The organism is Achromobacter sp. 1012554356, from assembly GCF_059760815.1.
Genome location: NZ_JCBANC010000004.1, coordinates 125,578 through 141,678 on the forward strand (window position 1 = coordinate 125,578; position 16,101 = coordinate 141,678).

Annotated in this window: 20 protein-coding genes; 5 read left to right on the plus strand and 15 right to left on the minus strand. The window is 62.1% G+C overall.

The window, feature by feature from the left end; genetic code table 11:
- The first annotated feature begins 96 nt into the window (after positions 1 to 96).
- Positions 97 to 744 (plus strand): transcriptional repressor LexA, encoded by a 648-nt coding sequence (gene lexA, locus AC6LJW_RS03210; RefSeq protein WP_056562429.1) that lies wholly within the window; start codon positions 97 to 99, stop codon positions 742 to 744.
- Between the two features lie 195 nt (positions 745 to 939).
- Here the strand turns inward: lexA and lon are convergent, their stop codons facing one another.
- The 5 genes from lon to loiP all read right to left on the minus strand — a co-directional run bounded on the left by lon (position 940) and on the right by loiP (position 7,938).
- Positions 940 to 3,390, minus strand: a complete 2,451-nt coding sequence (gene lon, locus AC6LJW_RS03215) for an endopeptidase La (protein ID WP_498086497.1) — start codon at positions 3,388 to 3,390, stop codon at positions 940 to 942.
- A gap of 258 nt (positions 3,391 to 3,648) precedes the next feature.
- Positions 3,649 to 4,947, minus strand: a complete 1,299-nt coding sequence (gene clpX / locus AC6LJW_RS03220; protein ID WP_056562435.1) for an ATP-dependent Clp protease ATP-binding subunit ClpX — start codon at positions 4,945 to 4,947, stop codon at positions 3,649 to 3,651.
- A gap of 102 nt (positions 4,948 to 5,049) precedes the next feature.
- Entirely contained in the window at positions 5,050 to 5,703 is a 654-nt protein-coding gene (gene clpP, locus AC6LJW_RS03225; protein ID WP_056562440.1) for an ATP-dependent Clp endopeptidase proteolytic subunit ClpP, read from the minus strand.
- A 4-nt stretch (positions 5,704 to 5,707) separates the two neighbouring features.
- Entirely contained in the window at positions 5,708 to 7,018 is a 1,311-nt protein-coding gene (gene tig / locus AC6LJW_RS03230; protein ID WP_498086498.1) for a trigger factor, read from the minus strand.
- A 164-nt stretch (positions 7,019 to 7,182) separates the two neighbouring features.
- Positions 7,183 to 7,938 (minus strand): metalloprotease LoiP, encoded by a 756-nt coding sequence (loiP, locus tag AC6LJW_RS03235; protein ID WP_056562445.1) that lies wholly within the window; start codon positions 7,936 to 7,938, stop codon positions 7,183 to 7,185.
- A 256-nt stretch (positions 7,939 to 8,194) separates the two neighbouring features.
- On the opposite strand from loiP, the gene AC6LJW_RS03240 reads away from it, so the two are divergent.
- Positions 8,195 to 8,740, plus strand: coding sequence for a TIGR00645 family protein (locus AC6LJW_RS03240; RefSeq protein ID WP_056562448.1), 546 nt, complete (start codon positions 8,195 to 8,197; stop codon positions 8,738 to 8,740).
- 96 nt (positions 8,741 to 8,836) lie between these two features.
- On the opposite strand, the gene AC6LJW_RS03245 is transcribed toward AC6LJW_RS03240, so the two are convergent.
- The 5 genes from AC6LJW_RS03245 to AC6LJW_RS03265 all read right to left on the minus strand — a co-directional run bounded on the left by AC6LJW_RS03245 (position 8,837) and on the right by AC6LJW_RS03265 (position 11,411).
- Positions 8,837 to 9,043 carry a cold-shock protein gene (locus AC6LJW_RS03245; protein WP_042794090.1) on the minus strand — a complete coding sequence of 69 codons (207 nt, stop codon included), beginning with the start codon at positions 9,041 to 9,043 and terminating at the stop codon, positions 8,837 to 8,839.
- Between the two features lie 321 nt (positions 9,044 to 9,364).
- Positions 9,365 to 9,940: a DUF924 family protein gene (locus AC6LJW_RS03250; RefSeq protein ID WP_498086499.1), complete on the minus strand. Its 576-nt coding sequence runs from the start codon at positions 9,938 to 9,940 to the stop codon at positions 9,365 to 9,367.
- Between the two features lie 84 nt (positions 9,941 to 10,024).
- Positions 10,025 to 10,228: a cold-shock protein gene (locus tag AC6LJW_RS03255; RefSeq protein WP_006220190.1), complete on the minus strand. Its 204-nt coding sequence runs from the start codon at positions 10,226 to 10,228 to the stop codon at positions 10,025 to 10,027.
- Between the two features lie 371 nt (positions 10,229 to 10,599).
- Complete coding sequence (locus tag AC6LJW_RS03260) at positions 10,600 to 10,920, minus strand: hypothetical protein (RefSeq protein ID WP_056562450.1); 321 nt, start codon at positions 10,918 to 10,920, stop codon at positions 10,600 to 10,602.
- Between the two features lie 92 nt (positions 10,921 to 11,012).
- Positions 11,013 to 11,411 carry a hypothetical protein gene (locus AC6LJW_RS03265; RefSeq protein WP_056562453.1) on the minus strand — a complete coding sequence of 133 codons (399 nt, stop codon included), beginning with the start codon at positions 11,409 to 11,411 and terminating at the stop codon, positions 11,013 to 11,015.
- A 123-nt stretch (positions 11,412 to 11,534) separates the two neighbouring features.
- On the opposite strand from AC6LJW_RS03265, the gene AC6LJW_RS03270 reads away from it, so the two are divergent.
- Complete coding sequence (locus AC6LJW_RS03270; RefSeq protein ID WP_105241577.1) at positions 11,535 to 11,840, plus strand: DUF2513 domain-containing protein; 306 nt, start codon at positions 11,535 to 11,537, stop codon at positions 11,838 to 11,840.
- On the opposite strand, the gene AC6LJW_RS03275 is transcribed toward AC6LJW_RS03270, so the two are convergent.
- From AC6LJW_RS03275 to AC6LJW_RS03285, 3 genes are all read right to left on the minus strand, one after another.
- The gene (locus tag AC6LJW_RS03275) at positions 11,822 to 12,112 is read right to left on the minus strand and encodes a hypothetical protein (RefSeq protein ID WP_056562456.1); all 291 of its coding nucleotides are present in this window, start codon (positions 12,110 to 12,112) and stop codon (positions 11,822 to 11,824) included. The two genes, AC6LJW_RS03270 and AC6LJW_RS03275, sit on opposite strands and share 19 nt — an antisense overlap.
- Positions 12,113 to 12,218: 106 nt before the next feature.
- Entirely contained in the window at positions 12,219 to 12,605 is a 387-nt protein-coding gene (locus AC6LJW_RS03280) for a RidA family protein (protein ID WP_056562457.1), read from the minus strand.
- A 25-nt stretch (positions 12,606 to 12,630) separates the two neighbouring features.
- On the minus strand, positions 12,631 to 13,788 hold the full coding sequence (locus AC6LJW_RS03285) for a DSD1 family PLP-dependent enzyme (protein WP_498086500.1): 1,158 nt from the start codon (positions 13,786 to 13,788) through the stop codon (positions 12,631 to 12,633).
- Between the two features lie 121 nt (positions 13,789 to 13,909).
- Between AC6LJW_RS03285 and AC6LJW_RS03290 the strand changes: the two genes are divergently transcribed.
- Complete coding sequence (locus AC6LJW_RS03290) at positions 13,910 to 14,824, plus strand: LysR family transcriptional regulator (protein WP_498086501.1); 915 nt, start codon at positions 13,910 to 13,912, stop codon at positions 14,822 to 14,824.
- 39 nt (positions 14,825 to 14,863) lie between these two features.
- Here AC6LJW_RS03290 and AC6LJW_RS03295 read toward each other — a convergent pair whose 3' ends face one another.
- A complete protein-coding gene (locus tag AC6LJW_RS03295) occupies positions 14,864 to 15,262 on the minus strand; it encodes a RidA family protein (RefSeq protein WP_056562466.1) in 399 nt (132 codons plus the stop codon).
- 161 nt (positions 15,263 to 15,423) lie between these two features.
- Here AC6LJW_RS03295 and AC6LJW_RS03300 point away from each other — a divergent pair, with 161 nt between their 5' ends.
- Positions 15,424 to 15,732, plus strand: coding sequence for a hypothetical protein (locus AC6LJW_RS03300; protein WP_056566687.1), 309 nt, complete (start codon positions 15,424 to 15,426; stop codon positions 15,730 to 15,732).
- A gap of 35 nt (positions 15,733 to 15,767) precedes the next feature.
- On the opposite strand, the gene AC6LJW_RS03305 is transcribed toward AC6LJW_RS03300, so the two are convergent.
- Positions 15,768 to 16,025 carry a hypothetical protein gene (locus AC6LJW_RS03305; RefSeq protein ID WP_056562469.1) on the minus strand — a complete coding sequence of 86 codons (258 nt, stop codon included), beginning with the start codon at positions 16,023 to 16,025 and terminating at the stop codon, positions 15,768 to 15,770.
- Positions 16,026 to 16,101 lie beyond the last annotated feature (76 nt).

The following is a 16,101-nucleotide window of genomic DNA, read 5'->3' on the forward strand; positions in this document are numbered from 1 at the left end:
GTTTTTGTTGGCCTCGCGACCGGCTTGCTTTTTTGCGCTGCGTCCCCCAGAATGGCGCTGTATATATGTACAGTCCGCTCGCAACGGATCATCGCCATGGCCAGCAAACTCACGGATCGCCAACAACAAATCCTGGACCTCATCAGGCAAACGGTCACGCGCACCGGCTTTCCGCCGACGCGTGCCGAAATCGCCCAGGCCCTGGGTTTCCGCTCCCCCAACGCCGCCGAAGACCATCTCAAGGCGTTGGCTCGCAAGGGCGCCATCGAACTCACGGCCGGCGCCTCGCGCGGCATCCGCTTGAAGGACGCCACCACACCGGTCCAGTCCTCGCTTCCCATCCCCGCCCTCGCCCAGCTCCTATTGCCGCTCGTCGGCCGCGTTGCGGCAGGCAGCCCGATTCTTGCAGCCGAGCACGTTGAACGCGAAGTCGGCGTAGACCCTAGCCTCTTTGCACAGGCGCCCGATTATCTGCTCAAGGTGCGCGGCATGAGCATGCGCGACGCAGGCATCCTCGAAGGCGACCTGCTGGCTGTCAAAAAGGCATCTGAAGCCCGCAATGGCCAGATCGTGGTGGCTCGTATTGGCGACGATGTCACGGTCAAGCGCCTTCAGCGCCAGAACGGCCACATCGAGCTGCTGCCCGAAAATCCCGACTTCGAAACCATCGTGGTCAAGGCCGATCAGGAATTTGCGCTCGAAGGCATTGCAGTGGGCCTCATCCGCACCCAGGCGCTGCACTAGGCCGGGCTCGGCCTATGTAAAGTCGGGCCGCCATCATGCGGCCTGCGCCCCGCCCCTTGCAGGGGGGCCCAAGCTCAAAAAACAAAACCCCGCTCATGTGAGCGGGGTTTTTTGCTTTCGGGGCGTTCGCTACACTTGCGCCACCCCTGGGCTTCGGACGCCCTCTTTCGAGAGCGTCCTGCGTTCAAGACGCCATTAGTGCTTCATGACCGGGTCGGTCGAGCCGGGTTCAGCCGGCTTGGCAACCAGGGCATCCTTGACGGCTTCTTCCTCGGCCAACGGCTCCGGCAGACGTTCCAGGGCCAGTTCAAGCACCTTGTCGATCCAACGCACCGGCACGATCTCAAGGTGGTTCTTGACGTTGTCCGGAATCTCCGCCAAATCCTTGACGTTTTCTTCCGGGATCAGAACCGTCTTGATACCACCGCGGTGAGCCGCGAGCAGCTTTTCCTTCAGGCCGCCGATGGGCAGCACTTCGCCGCGCAGCGTGATCTCGCCCGTCATGGCGACATCTGCGCGCACCGGGATGCGCGACAGCGCCGACACCATGGCCGTGGTGATCGCGATACCCGCGGACGGACCGTCCTTGGGCGTCGCGCCTTCCGGCACGTGCACGTGCATGTCGTGCTTTTCAAACACGCTGTCGGCAAAGCCCAGGCGGCGAGCCCGCGAACGCACGACGGTGCGCGCTGCCTCGACCGATTCCTTCATCACGTCGCCGAGCGAACCCGTGCGCTGGATGACACCCTTGCCGGGCATGTCCGCGACTTCAATCGTCAGCAGGTCGCCGCCGACTTCCGTCCACGCCAGGCCGGTCACCTGACCAGTCTGGTTTTCCTTCTCGGCCATGCCAAAGGCGTAGCGGCGCACACCCAGGAAATCGCTGAGGTTGTCGGCCGTGACGTTGACCGCCTTGACCTCGAGCGTCTTGCCCTCGGCCTTGGCGCGATCGCTTTGGGTCAGCAACTGCTTGATGACCTTGCGGCAGATCTTGCCCACTTCGCGCTCGAGCGCACGGACACCGGCTTCGCGGGTGTAGTAGCGCACGATATCGCGCAGCGCGCTGTCGTCGACCGTCAGCTCGGTCTCCTTCACGCCGTTGTTCTTCATCAGCTTGGGCAGCAGATGGTCGCGGGCGATGTGGATCTTTTCTTCCTCGGTGTAACCCGACAGGCGGATCACTTCCATACGGTCCAGCAGGGCCGGCGGGATGTTCAGCGTGTTGCTGGTGGCCACGAACATGACGTCGGACAGATCGAAGTCGACCTCGATGTAGTGGTCCTGGAACGTGTGGTTCTGTTCCGGATCCAGCACTTCGAGCAGGGCCGACGAGGGATCGCCGCGGAAATCCATGCCCAGCTTGTCGATTTCATCAAGCAGGAACAGCGGATTGCGCACGCCGACCTTCGACATGTTCTGCACGATCTTGCCGGGCATCGAGCCGATGTACGTGCGACGGTGGCCGCGGATCTCGGCTTCGTCACGCACGCCGCCCAGGGCCATGCGCACGAACTTGCGGTTCGTTGCCTTGGCGATCGACTGGCCAAGCGAGGTCTTGCCGACGCCCGGAGGGCCAACCAGGCACAGGATCGGCGCCTTCACCTTGTCCACGCGCTGTTGCACGGCAAGATATTCGAGGATCCGTTCCTTGACCTTTTCCAGACCGTAGTGGTCGTTGTCCAGCACCGTTTCGGCGTTGCTGATCGAGTTGTTGATCTTGCTCTTCTTTCTCCAGGGGAGATTGATGAGCGTGTCGATGTAGTTGCGCACCACGGTGGCTTCGGCCGACATGGGCGACATGAGCTTGAGCTTCTTGAGCTCGGCATCGGCCTTCTTGCGTGCCTCTTTGGGCATGTGGGCAGCGATGATCTTCTTTTCAAGCTCTTCGATGTCCGCACCCTCTTCGCCTTCGCCCAACTCTTTCTGAATGGCCTTGACCTGCTCATTCAGGTAGTAGTCGCGCTGGCTCTTTTCCATCTGCTTCTTCACGCGGCCGCGAATCCGCTTCTCGACCTGGAGGATGTCGATTTCGGTTTCGAGTTGCGTGAGCAGGCCTTCGAGGCGTTCGGAAGTGCCGGTGATCTCGAGCATCTTTTGCTTCTGCTCGAGCTTCAGGGGAAGATGCGCGGCAATCGTGTCAGCCAGGCGACCGGCATCGTCGATGCCAGCCAGCGAGGTCAGGATCTCCGGGGGGATCTTCTTGTTGAGCTTAACGTACTGCTCGAACTGCGCGACGATGGCGCGGCGCAGGGCTTCGGTTTCGGAGCCTTGCATGGCGTCCGGTTCGATGGGCGACACCTGGCAGGTGAAGTGCGAATCGGCGTCTTCAATGGTGTTGATGCGCGCACGCTGCGTGCCTTCAACCAGCACCTTCACGGTGCCGTCAGGCAGCTTGAGCATCTGCAGGATGCCGGCGACGCAGCCAATTTCGTAAACGTCTTCAGGCGTGGGGTCATCTTTGCCGGCGGACTTTTGAGCCACCAGCATGATGCTTTTGCCCGCTTCCATCGCGACCTCGAGCGCGCGGATGGAGCGCGGACGGCCGACGAACAGCGGGATGACCATGTGCGGGAACACTACGACATCGCGCAGCGGCAGCAGGGGAAGGTCGATCGGGTCGGAAGGCAGGGTCTGGCTGGCAGACATATGAGGTTCCTCGGTATGACTCGGCGTATGGGGACGGGACACCCGGGTAATACCCGAGCAAACTCGTCAATTACGTCTGTTATGGGAACAATAGCCGAAAATTCAAGATCTCGGCCGCCTGGATCACCAAAAGGCCCCAAAAAGGCCCTGGAACCGCCTTCAGTATGCGGCCATGGCGGACGGCTGAAAAGCGCGATCGGGGGTGTAGAAGCGCCCTAGGCAAAAAAACCCGTTACGAGAACGGGCTTTTTTGAAATATCAGGCGGCGGCATCGCGGACTTCACCGCGCTCCGGCTTCTCTGGCGCGGCGTTTTCATCCGCGTAGATCAGCAAGGGCTTGCCCTCGCCTTCGATGGCGTTTTCGTCGAGCACCACACGCTTGACGTTGCCCTGCGAGGGCAGGTCGTACATGGTGTCGAGCAGCGCCTGTTCGATGATGGAACGCAGGCCACGAGCGCCCGTCTTGCGGCGCAGCGCCTTGCGGGCGATGGCCTTGAGCGCGGCGGGCCGCACATCGAGCTCGGCGCCTTCCATGGCGAACAGCTTCTGGAATTGCTTGAGCAAGGCGTTCTTGGGCTCGGTCAGAATCTGGACCAGCGCGGCTTCGTCCAGCTCGTCCAGCGTTGCGACAACGGGCAGACGGCCGACCAGTTCGGGGATGAGGCCGAACTTGATGAGGTCTTCGGGCTCGACTTCGGAGAACAGTTCACCGACGCCACGCTCGGACTTGGCGCGCACCGACGCCGAAAAACCGATGCCGGACTTTTCAGTGCGGTCACGGATGACCTTTTCGAGTCCGTCGAAGGCGCCGCCCACGATGAACAGGATGTTAGTCGTATCAACCTGGACAAAGTCCTGGTTGGGGTGCTTGCGGCCGCCCTGCGGGGGCACCGACGCCACCGTGCCTTCGATCAGCTTCAGCAAGGCCTGCTGCACACCCTCACCCGACACGTCGCGGGTGATGGAGGGGTTGTCGGACTTGCGCGAGATCTTGTCGATCTCGTCGATGTAGATGATGGCGCGCTGGGCCTTTTCGACTTCATAGTTGCAGTTCTGCAGCAACTTCTGAATGATGTTTTCGACGTCTTCACCCACGTAACCGGCTTCGGTCAGCGTGGTCGCGTCGGCCATGACGAAGGGCACGTTCAGCATGCGAGCCAGCGTCTGGGCCAGGAGCGTCTTGCCGGAGCCAGTGGGCCCGATCAGCATGATGTTGCTCTTGGAGAGCTCGACTTCGTCGCCCTTGATTTCGCCGTGGCGAATGCGCTTGTAGTGGTTGTAGACGGCCACGGCCAGCATGCGCTTGGGCGACGATTGCCCAATGACGTACTGGTCGAGGAAGGTCTTGATTTCAGCCGGAGTGGGCAGCTCGGAACGAATCGCCGCGCGCGCGGTAGCCTGCGCCTCTTCGCGGATGATGTCGTTGCACAGATCTATACATTCATCGCAGATGAATACCGACGGACCCGCGATCAGCTTGCGGACTTCGTGCTGGCTTTTATTGCAAAACGAGCAATGCAGCACCTTAGCGTCTGCCGATCCCTTTTTTTCAGGCATATTTCTTTCGTATCTCAGGTAAAGATGCGCCAGGCCGGATAAATGGCCTAGCGCATGCGCTTACTCAAACATGATGGCAGCGGGTCTGGATCAACCGGGAAGTCAGCCTTCGGACCGGGAGGCCATGACCTTGTCCACCAGTCCATACGATACCGCATCTTCGGCCGACATGAAGTTGTCACGTTCCGTGTCCAACTCGATGCGCTCCATGCTCTGTCCGGTGTTGGTGGACAGGATGCGGTTCAGGCGCTCGCGCAGATCCAGGATTTCGCGGGCCTGGATCTGGATGTCGGAAGCCTGCCCCTGGGCGCCGCCCGAGGGCTGGTGGATCATGATGCGCGAGTTGGGCAGCGTGAAACGCTTGCCCTTCTTGCCAGCCGCCAGCAGGAACGCGCCCATGCTGGCCGCAAGGCCGGTGCACAGGGTGGACACGTCCGGCTTGACGAACTGCATGGTGTCAAAAATGGCCATTCCCGCGTACACCGACCCGCCGGGCGAGTTGATGTACAGGGAAATGTCCTTGTCAGGATTCTCCGATTCCAGGAACAGCAACTGAGCCACGACCAGGTTGGCCGTGGCGTCGTTCACCGGACCCACCAGGAAAATGAGCCGTTCGCGGAGCAGACGCGAATAGATGTCGTAGGCGCGCTCGCCGCGCCCCGACTGCTCGATCACCATGGGAATGTAGCCCAGGCCGGTGGGGGTCACCGAAGACCCGCCATTCATTGCCGCATAGAAATCGGTGAATCTCTGCATAGTGTTACGCCATCCCCATCAACTGATCGAAAGCCACCTTTTCGTCGGTGACCTTGGCCTTTTCCAGAACATGCGCGACGACGTTGTCTTCGAGCACGATAGCCTCGATTTCAGCACGACGCTGGCGGTCTGCCAGGTAATAGCTGACAACCTGGGCGGGTTGTTCGTAGTTCTGGGCGAATTCTTCGATGCGCGCGCGAACCTGTTCCGGCTTGGCTTGCAGCTGAGCTTGCTTGACCAGTTCGGACACCAGCAGGCCCAGGCGGACACGGCGCTCGGATTCGTTCGAGAAGGCCTCGGCCGGGATCGGCACGGATTCGGCGTTCGGCACGCCGCGCTGCTTCAGTTCTTCGCGGGCAGCGGCGATACGGCCTTGCACGTCGTTGTCGATCAGGGCCTTCGGCACGTCGAACTTACCGGCTTCGACCAGGGCGTCCATGACGCTGGACTTGGTGCGGCCTTGCGAACGAACTTTGACTTCGCGCTCGATGTTGCTGCGGATGTCGGCCTTCAGCTTTTCGACGTCGCCTTCGGCTTGGCCGAGCGACTTGGCGAATTCGCCGTTCAGTTCGGGCAGGACGCCTTCAGCCACTTCCTTGATGGTGATGGTGAATTCGGCAGTCTTGCCGGCGACTTCCACGCCTTGGTAGTCATCCGGGAACTTGAGCTGGAAAACCTTGGTTTCGCCAGCCTTCAGGCCGCGGGCGGCTTCTTCGAATTCCGGCAGCATGCGGCCTTGGCCGAGCACGAACGGGAAGTCTTCGGCCTTGCCGCCTTCGAACGGCACGCCGTCGATGGTGCCGGCGAAGTCGAGGGTGACGCGGTCGCCGTCGGCGCTGGCGCGGCCTTCACGGGCTTCGAACGTGGCGCGTTGCTTGCGCAGCACATCCAGCGTCTGCTGGACTTCTGCGTCGGTGACGGCGGTTTCGTAGCGGGTGACGGCCAGGTCGGACAGGTCCGGCACGGCGACTTCAGGATAGACCTCGAACGTGGCGGTGAACGCCAGCGTGTCGTCGGAAACGCCTTCCGTCTTGGGCTCGAGGTTCGGGGCGCCAGCGACGCGCAGCTTGGCGCCGTCGATGGCTTGTTCAAAGGCACGGCCAACTTGGCTATTGATCACGTCGTAGCGGATGCTGGGACCATGGCTGCGCTCGAGCATGGCGAGCGGCGCCTTGCCCGGACGGAAGCCGGGGACCTTGGCGGTCCGAGCCACGCGCTTCAATTGCGCCTGGACTTCCTTTTCGACGTCGGCCACCGAGACGGCCAGATCAACACGGCGCTCCAGGCCGGAGAGGGTTTCAACCACAGGCTGCATTAAAAGACCTATTTTCCGAGAGATGAGATTACGGGCGGATAAACGCGGCATTTTACCGGAAACTTCCGGAACCCTGACGCAAAGGGGCGCGAGCCCCGGAATTGCCCGGATGCTCGCGCCCCGTTTATCGCCCAAAAAGCGAGGACGGACGCCTGGCCGCGAGGTTACTTGGCCTTGGCGATGCGGTCTTCGATGTGCTGCGCACGCTTGGTCGAGGACGGGTGGGAGCTCATCATATCGCTCTTGCCGCCGTTCAGCTCGGCCAGCTTCTGGAACGCGGTCACGAGACCACGGGTGTTCTGCTTCTTGGACTGCAGCAGATCAAACGAATAATCGTCCGCCGCGCTTTCCTGCGACTGCGAGAACTGCGCATTGATGAACTTCTCGGACAGGTCGCCCAGTTGCGAGGCGCTCAGCTTGGCAACAGTCGCGCCGCCCGCCGCGCCAGCCGCGTCACGCGCCGCCGACACCGTGTAGGCCGTCTGCATCGCCTTCTTGGTGTGACCCAGCGCCACGTGGCCGATTTCGTGACCCACCACGCCCATCACCTCATCGTCGGTCATCAGGTCCATGAGACCGCTATAGACGCGGATGCAGCCGTTGGCCATGGCCCACGCATTGACATCCTTGGTCATGTAGACCTTGTAGCTTGCCTTCTGGCCATTGACCGAGCTGCCCAACGACTTGGCGATCTTTTGCAGCCGGGCGTCATATTTGCTGCCCGGCGCGGCGATCTTTTCTTGCGAGTCGAGTTGCGCGCACGCTTGGTCAGACACGGACTTGATCTCGGCGTCGCTCAGCGTAGCCGCCTGGACAACCTTGCTGCCCGCGCCAACGAGCCCACCGATATCGAACGCATGTGCGGCCGAGTACGGTGCGAGCACAAAGGCCAACGCGGCGACGGTGTAGCGGATCTTCATGGGAACAAACTCCTATTGACTTGTTCTATGCAAACGAGGCGGCAATTCTATATACGCCAATAGCTCTCGAAGCATTCCGGCACAGAGTTTCGCAAATGCGATTTTCACTTACCAAAAAGCCGAGCAATTCGAGGGCTGCCATGCTAAGCACCGCCAGGCCTCTTGAAGCCAGCCAAAAGAGATGTCCGCTGTCCCATGGCGTTGTTAGAATTGCCGCCGCGCTTTTTTTCGCAAACCCCAACGGCTCGCACCCAACATGATCCCGAATCCCCCTCCCCGCCTTGGCCTGCTTCCCAGTCTCATCTTCAGTTCGCGCTGGTTGCAGCTACCGCTGTACCTGGGCCTGATCGTCGCGCAGGGCGTCTATGTCATGCTGTTCCTCAAGGAGCTCTGGCACCTGGTCACGCACGCCACCAGCTTCGGCGAAATGGAGATCATGCTGATCGTGCTGGGACTGATCGACGTGGTCATGATCTCCAACCTGCTGGTGATGGTCATCGTGGGCGGATACGAGACCTTCGTGTCCCGCCTGCGCCTGCAGAACCACCCCGACCAGCCTGAATGGCTCAGCCACGTGAATGCCAGCGTGCTTAAGGTGAAGCTTGCGATGGCCATCATCGGTATCTCGTCGATCCACCTGCTGCGCACCTTCATCGAAGCCGGCACCATCGGCACGCCGAACGCGCGCTTTACCGAAGCCGGCGTGATGTGGCAGACCATCATCCACGCCATCTTCATCCTGTCGGCGCTGGGAATCGCCCTGGTCGACAAGCTGTCGTCCAGCGGCAACGGCAAGCACTGAAGAAAGCCAGGACAAAAAAAGCCCCCACGCAGCAAGCCGTGGGGGCTTTTTTATGGATAGAACGCCGGGCGGACCCGGAACGCTACCCGAGAGATCTCAGGCCGCGACCTTGATGTTCTTGGCGCTGGGACCCTTGGGTCCGGTTCCAACGTCGAAAGTGACCCGCTGGTTTTCTTGTAGCGACTTATAGCCTTCGCTACGGATTTCAGAGTAGTGAGCGAAAAGATCCTTGCTGCCGTCGTCGGGCATGATGAAGCCATAACCCTTCTCGGCGTTGAACCACTTGACGATGCCGGTTGCCATGGGATGTCCTTGACCTAAAAAGCGATTGCTCGCGGGACGCCAGATCTTCAAGGATGGGAGAGGATAGCAACCGCGGCACCACTGACGGCGACCAAGGAGAACGCAGACCGCGTCGCTTGAGAATCTCGCTGAAATCAGTTTATTGGCGAACCCGGAAAAACGTCAAATGTCCGAAAGGGCGGGATTGACCCCGGAAAACGCCTGCTACACCCGCTAAAGAGCGCAAGCCGGCCCCGTGCGGGCGCCCAACATTTTCAACTTGCCACGTACCGATACACGTGGACACCGCGTCGCTTCGCGCCGCCTGCGCGCAGCGGCGCCCTACCCTGCAAAACCGCCCGACTCCAGAAACTCGCGTTCAGCCTGGGTGGTCTGGCGTCCCAGCGCCGCATTCCGATGCGGGAAGCGTCCGAATCGCTTGATGATGTCGCGATGCAGGACGGCCCAGCGCACGGCGTCGGCGCCCAGCGGCTCCATCAACGCGATAGCCCGATTCTGCGCGGCCAGGTTCTCGGCGTGTTCGAACGGCATATAGAAAAACTGGCGCAGCGAGGCATCGACTTGCAGGTCGTGGCCTGCCGCGATGGCGCGTTCGGCAAAATGCAGCGCCAGCGCATCGGTGGCGAACATATGTCCAGTATCGCGGTAGGCATTGCGGGGGAACTGGTCCAACAGAATCATCAGCGCGATCGCGCCCGCGGGTTCGTCCAGCCAGGCATCGAGTTGGCGGGCAGCAGCCGCCATGTGCGCGGCTTCGAAACGCGCGCAAAAGTCGGCATCGAACTGTGCGCTCTTACTGAACCATTGCGCGGGCCCGGCATCGAGCCAGAAATCGACCACTTCGTGGGGTTGCGTGACGAACGGCGTGGCAATCGGCGTGGGCAAGGTAGCGGTCATGGCGGCGATGGATCCGTAGGATTGATAACGCGCAGAAAACAAAAAAGGCCCCACTAGGGGGCCTTCTTGAGAAAACTCAGATCCTTACAGGACTTGAATCTTCGTGGCTTGCGGGCCCTTGGGGCCATTGGCCGTCACAAAGCTGACGCGCTGGTTCTCTTCCAGAGACTTGAAGCCCGAGCCCTGAATTTCGGAGAAGTGAGCGAAGAGGTCCTTGCCGCCCGCTTCCGGGGTGATGAAGCCATAACCCTTTTCCGAATTGAACCACTTAACGACGCCGGTTTCCATACTGTATTTCCTAGAGATAATGGGCAAATGCCCGGAGGTCACGAATCAATCAAGGAGGGGACAGTAGAACAATAACGCTGAGCCGGAAAAGGCACGGCACTGATCGAAAATCGCAACGCTTGTGATCGTGTGCCGACACTATCGTTATGTTCCCCTCACAAGTCAACATAATCCTAAAAAATACGTGCCAATAATGCAACAAAGAGAAACTGCGCAGTTAATTCGCACGTTTTTAAAGGCAAAACGGGTCCCTGCATAGGTGTAAACACCCATACATCATAAAAAAACAAACAAGGCTTATATAAATGCCATCTAAAGTCAGCGCGACCTGCAATACGCCGTTTGGATGACACTATGGTTTGCCGTCAGGCTTACTCGTCGATAGGTAAACCCAACAAGTCGAGCGCCGCGCCGAAAGCATCGGGGCCCGAGCAAAGGAAAACCGCCACGTCGCCGGGATTCATATTTTCCAGCACTTGGTCGATCTGTTCTTGCGCATTATCAACATTGTCGACATTGGCGGCGTGTATGTCCGCTCCTGCTTCGACTTTTTCGCGCGGCACGATGTCTGCGATCGCATTGAGATCATCCACGCCCATGACGGCGTAGACGCTGATGCTTTCGCCATCCAGCGTGGTGTGCAGCTCGACGCCGCCCGCTACGTCGGCAACGTGCCGACTGAGTATTTCCATTTCCATCTTCCTTGATTTGCGGGCCGAGCCCGCCAGGGCGCGCACCGTGCAGGTGCTCACGCACGCCCAGGCGCGACTATAACAGCCTTGGGCTAACGTTTCTTGGTCAGGGGGCCGAGTGACTGGCGAGCGGCCCCGGAAGTGGCGGCCACACTGCGGCTGCGCACCCCGGCTTCGGCCAGCACACGGGCCAGCGGCTTCTGCGCGGCCAGGAACGCGGTCTTCTCGTCACCAGCCAGCTTGCAGAGGAACATCTGAGCTTGGAGCTGGGTGCGGCGGGCCTTGCGGTTGTCGGCCTCTTTGGCGAGCCATTCGCCCACCCAGACGGCGGCGGACTCGGCATCGCCCTGCTGCTTGACGTGGCCGAGCAGGTCGTAGACGGTCACGCCGTCGATACGCTCATCCTCGCCGCGCGAGAGATACAGCTTGGCGGACTGGCCCGTGTAGCCGGGGACGACCGCCAGGCAATCCCGTTCTGCGGGTTTTTTCATGGTGTTTTCGAGTGTGGTTTAGCAAGAACCCCGGACTGTAACGCAGGCGCGCGCGCTGTCCTATTGCTGCAGCCGAAGTCTGCTATCGTCGTCGTGTTCTTTTATCCCTACATGGTGGACATCATGCAACGCGATTTCGATCTGGTCGTCACGATTCTGGGCGCCCTGCGCGACGCCCCCGGCCCCAACCTGAGCACGCACGACATCAAGAACGCCGCGCTGGCGCCCCACCCCGAAGAGCAAGGCCTGCAGGTCATCGCGCATCACCTGGACTTGCTGGAAGACGCCGGCCTGGTCAAGCAGGTCAGCGAGACTGCGGCGAATGCGGGCGCAACGCGCTGGCGCATCACCTGGAAGGGGTACGACGCCCTCGAGCAGGATGAGGACGACGAAGACGATGAGGACGAGGACTACGACGCGGAAGAATGAAGCCGCTGCTGCCGGATGCGACGCGTCAGCAGCGCCGCTGCCGCGCCAATCACCAGGCTGAACATGAAGGCGGCGATCGACAGCATCGCCGCCAGTTCGTCGAATCCCCCCTGGCGCGCAAGCAATAGCACCGCCGTGAAGATCGCCGCCGCCAATCCCAGCAGGCCGATCACCAGATGCTTGATCGACTGCAGCCGGCCGCACAAGGCGCCGCCGGCAAGCGCGGCGGCCACCATGGCAGCCATGGACCAGAACAGATACTCGTAGTGCATGTGGACGGTCTCCGCCAAGGGCATTGAGGCGCAGGCATTATAGGCGGCGCCTGTCCCTCGGCCTTTGGGGCCACACCCTCCCCCCCGGGCAGAATGCGAACCGCGTTCAGGTCACCGCTACCACACTGATTTCCACCAATGCGCCGTAGTGGAGTTCACGCGTGGGCACGATGGCGCGCGCCGGGCGATGGCTGCCAAAGCAGGCTTCGTAGACCGCGTTGACCTCATCCCACAGGCTGACGTCCGGGATGTACACAGTGACGTTGACCACCGACGACAGCGACGAGCCCGCGGCCTCCAGAATGGCCCGCACGCTGCGTAGCGCCTCACGTGTCTGGCCGGCCGCGTCCGCCGCCAGAACGGGACGCGCGCCAGGTTCGGCCGGCGGCAAAAAGCCCAGTTGGCCCGAGACGAAGACGAAGCCGTTGGCGCGAACCGCCTGGGAGTAATGCCCGGCGGGCGGCGTGGCCTCGGACGTTTGAATGAAGTCCATGGCGGATTCCTTGTTGCGGTGCGGCCTACCAGCCACGGAAGCGTTCCCAACGTGCAACGACGCCCGGCTCGCCGGGACGCACGACCTCGTAGGCATCGTGCTGCGCGCAGGTCGCGCAAGCGTGATTCGGGACGATGCGCAACTTGGCGCCGATGGGCAGGTCGGGCAGGACCGCGTTGCTGCCGGGGCGCACCTTGATGATGCCCTGCTCCTGGTTGGTTTCGGCCAGCAGCACGTCCGGGTAGACCTTGCCCTGCGCATCGCACACCAGGCCGTATAGCTGGTCTACCGGCTGCTTTGCCGTGCCGCGGTCCCGCGACATGGCCATCCATCCCGCGTCGACCAGAATCCAGCCCTTCTCGGGCTGATGGCCGATGACGGTGGTGAGCACCGTGGCGGCGATGTCGTCCACGCTGCACACGCCCAGCCCGGCCATGACCAGATCAAAAAAGACATACACCCCGGCGCGGACTTCCGTCACGCCATCCAGCTTGCGCGCAAAGTGCGCGGTGGGCGTTGAACCGACGCTGACCACCGGGCACGGCAGGCCTGCGCCGCGAATCGCTTCTGCGCAACTGACGGCGGCCCAGCGCTCCTGTTCGGCCATGTCTGCAATCGCCTCGACGCTGCGGCACCCATAGGATTCGCCCGCGTGCGTCATGACGCCGCGCAGGCAGGCGCCGTCTTCGTGCAGCACGCGTGCGATCGCCAGCAGTCGATCCGTGTCCTTGGGCTGCACGCCGGCGCGGTGGCCATCGCAATCGATCTCGATGAGCGCCGGAATGGGGTCGCCAGCGGCCTTCGCACGCGCCGACACCGCACGCGCGGCTTCCAGGCTGTCGACCACCACTGTCAGGTCCACGCCGCGCTGACGCAAGGCCAGCACGCGGTCGAGTTTCGACGGCGACACGCCGACTGCATACAGCAGATCCGTGACGCCAGCGGCGGCAAACTGTTCGGCCTCCTGCAGGGTCGAGACGGCGGCCGGTCCTTGCGGCGTTGCCATGAGACGACGGGCTACCTCGATGGATTTGGGGGTTTTCAGATGGGGACGCAACCGGACGCCGTGACCGGCCATCAAGCCGTTCAGCCGTTCGATATTGCCCGTCATGCGCGCTTCGTCGAGCAGCAGGCAGGGCGTTTCCAGAGCATCCAGCGTGGACGCGGCGGTTTGCAGGGTCATGGCAATCTCTTCGGCGAGGGAGCGCGGGCACGACGGCCCCGCGGGAATCAGCGTGCAGTATGGCGCGGATGCCGCTTCCCAGGTTTAATAGAAACTTAATATCCCATTAAGTCTTGACTGAATGATCGCGACCGATGATCTGCGTTTTTTTCTAAGCCTGTCCTCTGCCGGCTCGCTTGCGCAGGCGGCCCGCGCGCTGGATGTGACGCCGCCCGCGGTGACGCAGCGTCTGAATGCGCTGGAGAAGCGGCTGGGCGTCAGATTGGTCAACCGGTCGGCCCGCGGCATTGCGCTGACCGAAGAAGGCCATCTCCTGACCATGCGCGCCGCACAGATCTGCAATGACCTGACCGAGCTGGCGGACGAGCTGGCGGGCCGGCGCGGCGTCGTGGCGGGGCATCTTCGTGTGGTGGCGCCGCTGGGATTCGGCCAACGCTACATCGCCGGCTTGGTGGCGGATTTCCGATCGCGCAGTGAAGACGTGACGGCCAGCCTGACGTTGTCGGACGGCCCTCCCCGCCTGGCGTCGGACAACTGGGACGTGATGGTCCACATCGGTGAGCTGCGCGATTCAACGCTGGTTGCCTACCCGCTGGCGCCCAACCGCCGCATTCTGTGCGCGTCGCGCGATTACCTGGCGCGCCGCGGTGCGCCCGCGACGCCGGAAGACCTGCGCAACCACGACTGCATCGCCTTACGCGAGAACGACGAGGACGTGACGCTGTGGCGGTTCCGGCGTCTCCGCGGCACGGCTGTCGGCGTGCGCATCGCGCCCGTCATGTCCTGCAATGCGGGCGCGACAGCGCTGGACTGGGCGCGTGCTGGACACGGCATCATTGCGCGATCGGAATGGGACGTGGCCGAGCACGTGCGCACGGGCGAGCTCGTGCCGCTGCTGTCGGGCTGGAACTTGCCCGACGCGAATGTGGTGGCGCTGGTGAAATCGCGGCAGGAACTGTCCGCGCGCACGGCGGGATTTCTGGCGTCCCTGCGCGCCGCCTTCGCCGTGCCGCCGTGGCGCGAGGCGCCGGCATGACGGGCCCGCAGGCATCGCGCCCGCCGGCCTGCAATCTACTCAATCCAGCATCGCTTCCGCTTCAATCTCGATCAGCCATTCCGGCAGCGACAGCCCGCTGACGATGATCCATGAAGACGGCGGCGGATCCACCTTGAAGCGGTCCCGCAGCGCCTGCGCCACGACTTCCTGTTCGGTACTTACCGAGTCGCAGATGTAGATGCGAAGCATGATGACCTGCGACAGATTGCCGCCGCCCGCCGCCAGTACCCGTTCGATATTGTCCAGCGCGGCCTCGGTCTGCACCTGCAGCCCCGGGCCGACTGTCTTTTCGTTGGCGTCCACGCCAACCTGGCCGGACAGCAGCATGCGGCGCTGGCCGGTCACGATGACCGCCTGGCTGAAACCGTACTGCACAGAATTGAATACCGTATCGGGATTGACGACGATTCGGGACATGAACTTCTCCTGTGCAAGCCGGCGCTGAGGGGCCGGCCATTCTAGCAATACGGGCGGCACGCGCCAGAAAACGGGCGCTGCGCAGGATCGACCAAACGCGGTATGGATGGGCGGCACGGCGTTTGCTACGCTGGTTCATCTGTTCAGCCAGGGTGATGGCCATGAGCGACAAGATCCGAGTCCTGTGCATTCAGCCCGCCTCCACGTCCGCGCGTTTCGCGTTTTTGCTGATCGCCTTGAAGTGGTCGCTGGGCGCCACGCCCCGGCCGTCGCGGCTACAGATAGGGCCCCATGATCTGGCGCCCGAAGGTTCGGAAGCCGCGTTCTGGCAGTTTGCGCTGCGCCACGCCTTTTCCAGTCAATCCATTCTTGTGACGCGCGGCGACCATTGGGATGTGTCGGCGTCGGTGGACGGCGACGAGGTCCGCGCGTTTGGCCGGACCTTCGCGCTGAGGCAATGCCTGTTTTGATCCGCAGCGTGGTTGGGTCCGCAATGTGACGCGCCTCAGGCGTCGGCGGGGGCCTTGCGGTGAAAGGCAGCTAATTCCTCGGCGGTCCAGCGCTGACGCGCCTCATCCTGACAGCAGGTGCGGTACACCAGCGCGCCCACATCCAGGAAGCGCTTCACATCGGTTTCCGTGAGCTTTCCCTGTACCTGCATGAGACAGTCCGCAAGGGTGGACAGTACGCCATCCCACCCGTCGAACCTGCCCGGCGACACTGGCAATGTGATCATGCGAGCCATCATTTCACTATGGTCCATGCTGAATCTCCGCTAAGACTCGGCGCCGCTCGGTCCGCATAGGCGAGGCGCCCCTGGATTCCTGCAGCAAGTGGCG

Bases quoted from the DNA above. Each gene is read 5' to 3' on its own strand.
- lexA (WP_056562429.1), top strand. From the start codon at position 97: ATGGCCAGCAAACTCACGGATCGCCAACAACAAATCCTGGACCTCATC.
- lon (WP_498086497.1), bottom strand. From the start codon at position 3,390: ATGTCTGCCAGCCAGACCCTGCCTTCCGACCCGATCGACCTTCCCCTG.
- clpX (WP_056562435.1), bottom strand. From the start codon at position 4,947: ATGCCTGAAAAAAAGGGATCGGCAGACGCTAAGGTGCTGCATTGCTCG.
- clpP (WP_056562440.1), bottom strand. From the start codon at position 5,703: ATGCAGAGATTCACCGATTTCTATGCGGCAATGAATGGCGGGTCTTCG.
- tig (WP_498086498.1), bottom strand. From the start codon at position 7,018: ATGCAGCCTGTGGTTGAAACCCTCTCCGGCCTGGAGCGCCGTGTTGAT.
- loiP (WP_056562445.1), bottom strand. From the start codon at position 7,938: ATGAAGATCCGCTACACCGTCGCCGCGTTGGCCTTTGTGCTCGCACCG.
- AC6LJW_RS03240 (WP_056562448.1), top strand. From the start codon at position 8,195: ATGATCCCGAATCCCCCTCCCCGCCTTGGCCTGCTTCCCAGTCTCATC.
- AC6LJW_RS03245 (WP_042794090.1), bottom strand. From the start codon at position 9,043: ATGGCAACCGGCATCGTCAAGTGGTTCAACGCCGAGAAGGGTTATGGC.
- AC6LJW_RS03250 (WP_498086499.1), bottom strand. From the start codon at position 9,940: ATGACCGCTACCTTGCCCACGCCGATTGCCACGCCGTTCGTCACGCAA.
- AC6LJW_RS03255 (WP_006220190.1), bottom strand. From the start codon at position 10,228: ATGGAAACCGGCGTCGTTAAGTGGTTCAATTCGGAAAAGGGTTATGGC.
- AC6LJW_RS03260 (WP_056562450.1), bottom strand. From the start codon at position 10,920: ATGGAAATACTCAGTCGGCACGTTGCCGACGTAGCGGGCGGCGTCGAG.
- AC6LJW_RS03265 (WP_056562453.1), bottom strand. From the start codon at position 11,411: ATGAAAAAACCCGCAGAACGGGATTGCCTGGCGGTCGTCCCCGGCTAC.
- AC6LJW_RS03270 (WP_105241577.1), top strand. From the start codon at position 11,535: ATGCAACGCGATTTCGATCTGGTCGTCACGATTCTGGGCGCCCTGCGC.
- AC6LJW_RS03275 (WP_056562456.1), bottom strand. From the start codon at position 12,112: ATGCACTACGAGTATCTGTTCTGGTCCATGGCTGCCATGGTGGCCGCC.
- AC6LJW_RS03280 (WP_056562457.1), bottom strand. From the start codon at position 12,605: ATGGACTTCATTCAAACGTCCGAGGCCACGCCGCCCGCCGGGCATTAC.
- AC6LJW_RS03285 (WP_498086500.1), bottom strand. From the start codon at position 13,788: ATGACCCTGCAAACCGCCGCGTCCACGCTGGATGCTCTGGAAACGCCC.
- AC6LJW_RS03290 (WP_498086501.1), top strand. From the start codon at position 13,910: ATGATCGCGACCGATGATCTGCGTTTTTTTCTAAGCCTGTCCTCTGCC.
- AC6LJW_RS03295 (WP_056562466.1), bottom strand. From the start codon at position 15,262: ATGTCCCGAATCGTCGTCAATCCCGATACGGTATTCAATTCTGTGCAG.
- AC6LJW_RS03300 (WP_056566687.1), top strand. From the start codon at position 15,424: ATGAGCGACAAGATCCGAGTCCTGTGCATTCAGCCCGCCTCCACGTCC.
- AC6LJW_RS03305 (WP_056562469.1), bottom strand. From the start codon at position 16,025: ATGGACCATAGTGAAATGATGGCTCGCATGATCACATTGCCAGTGTCG.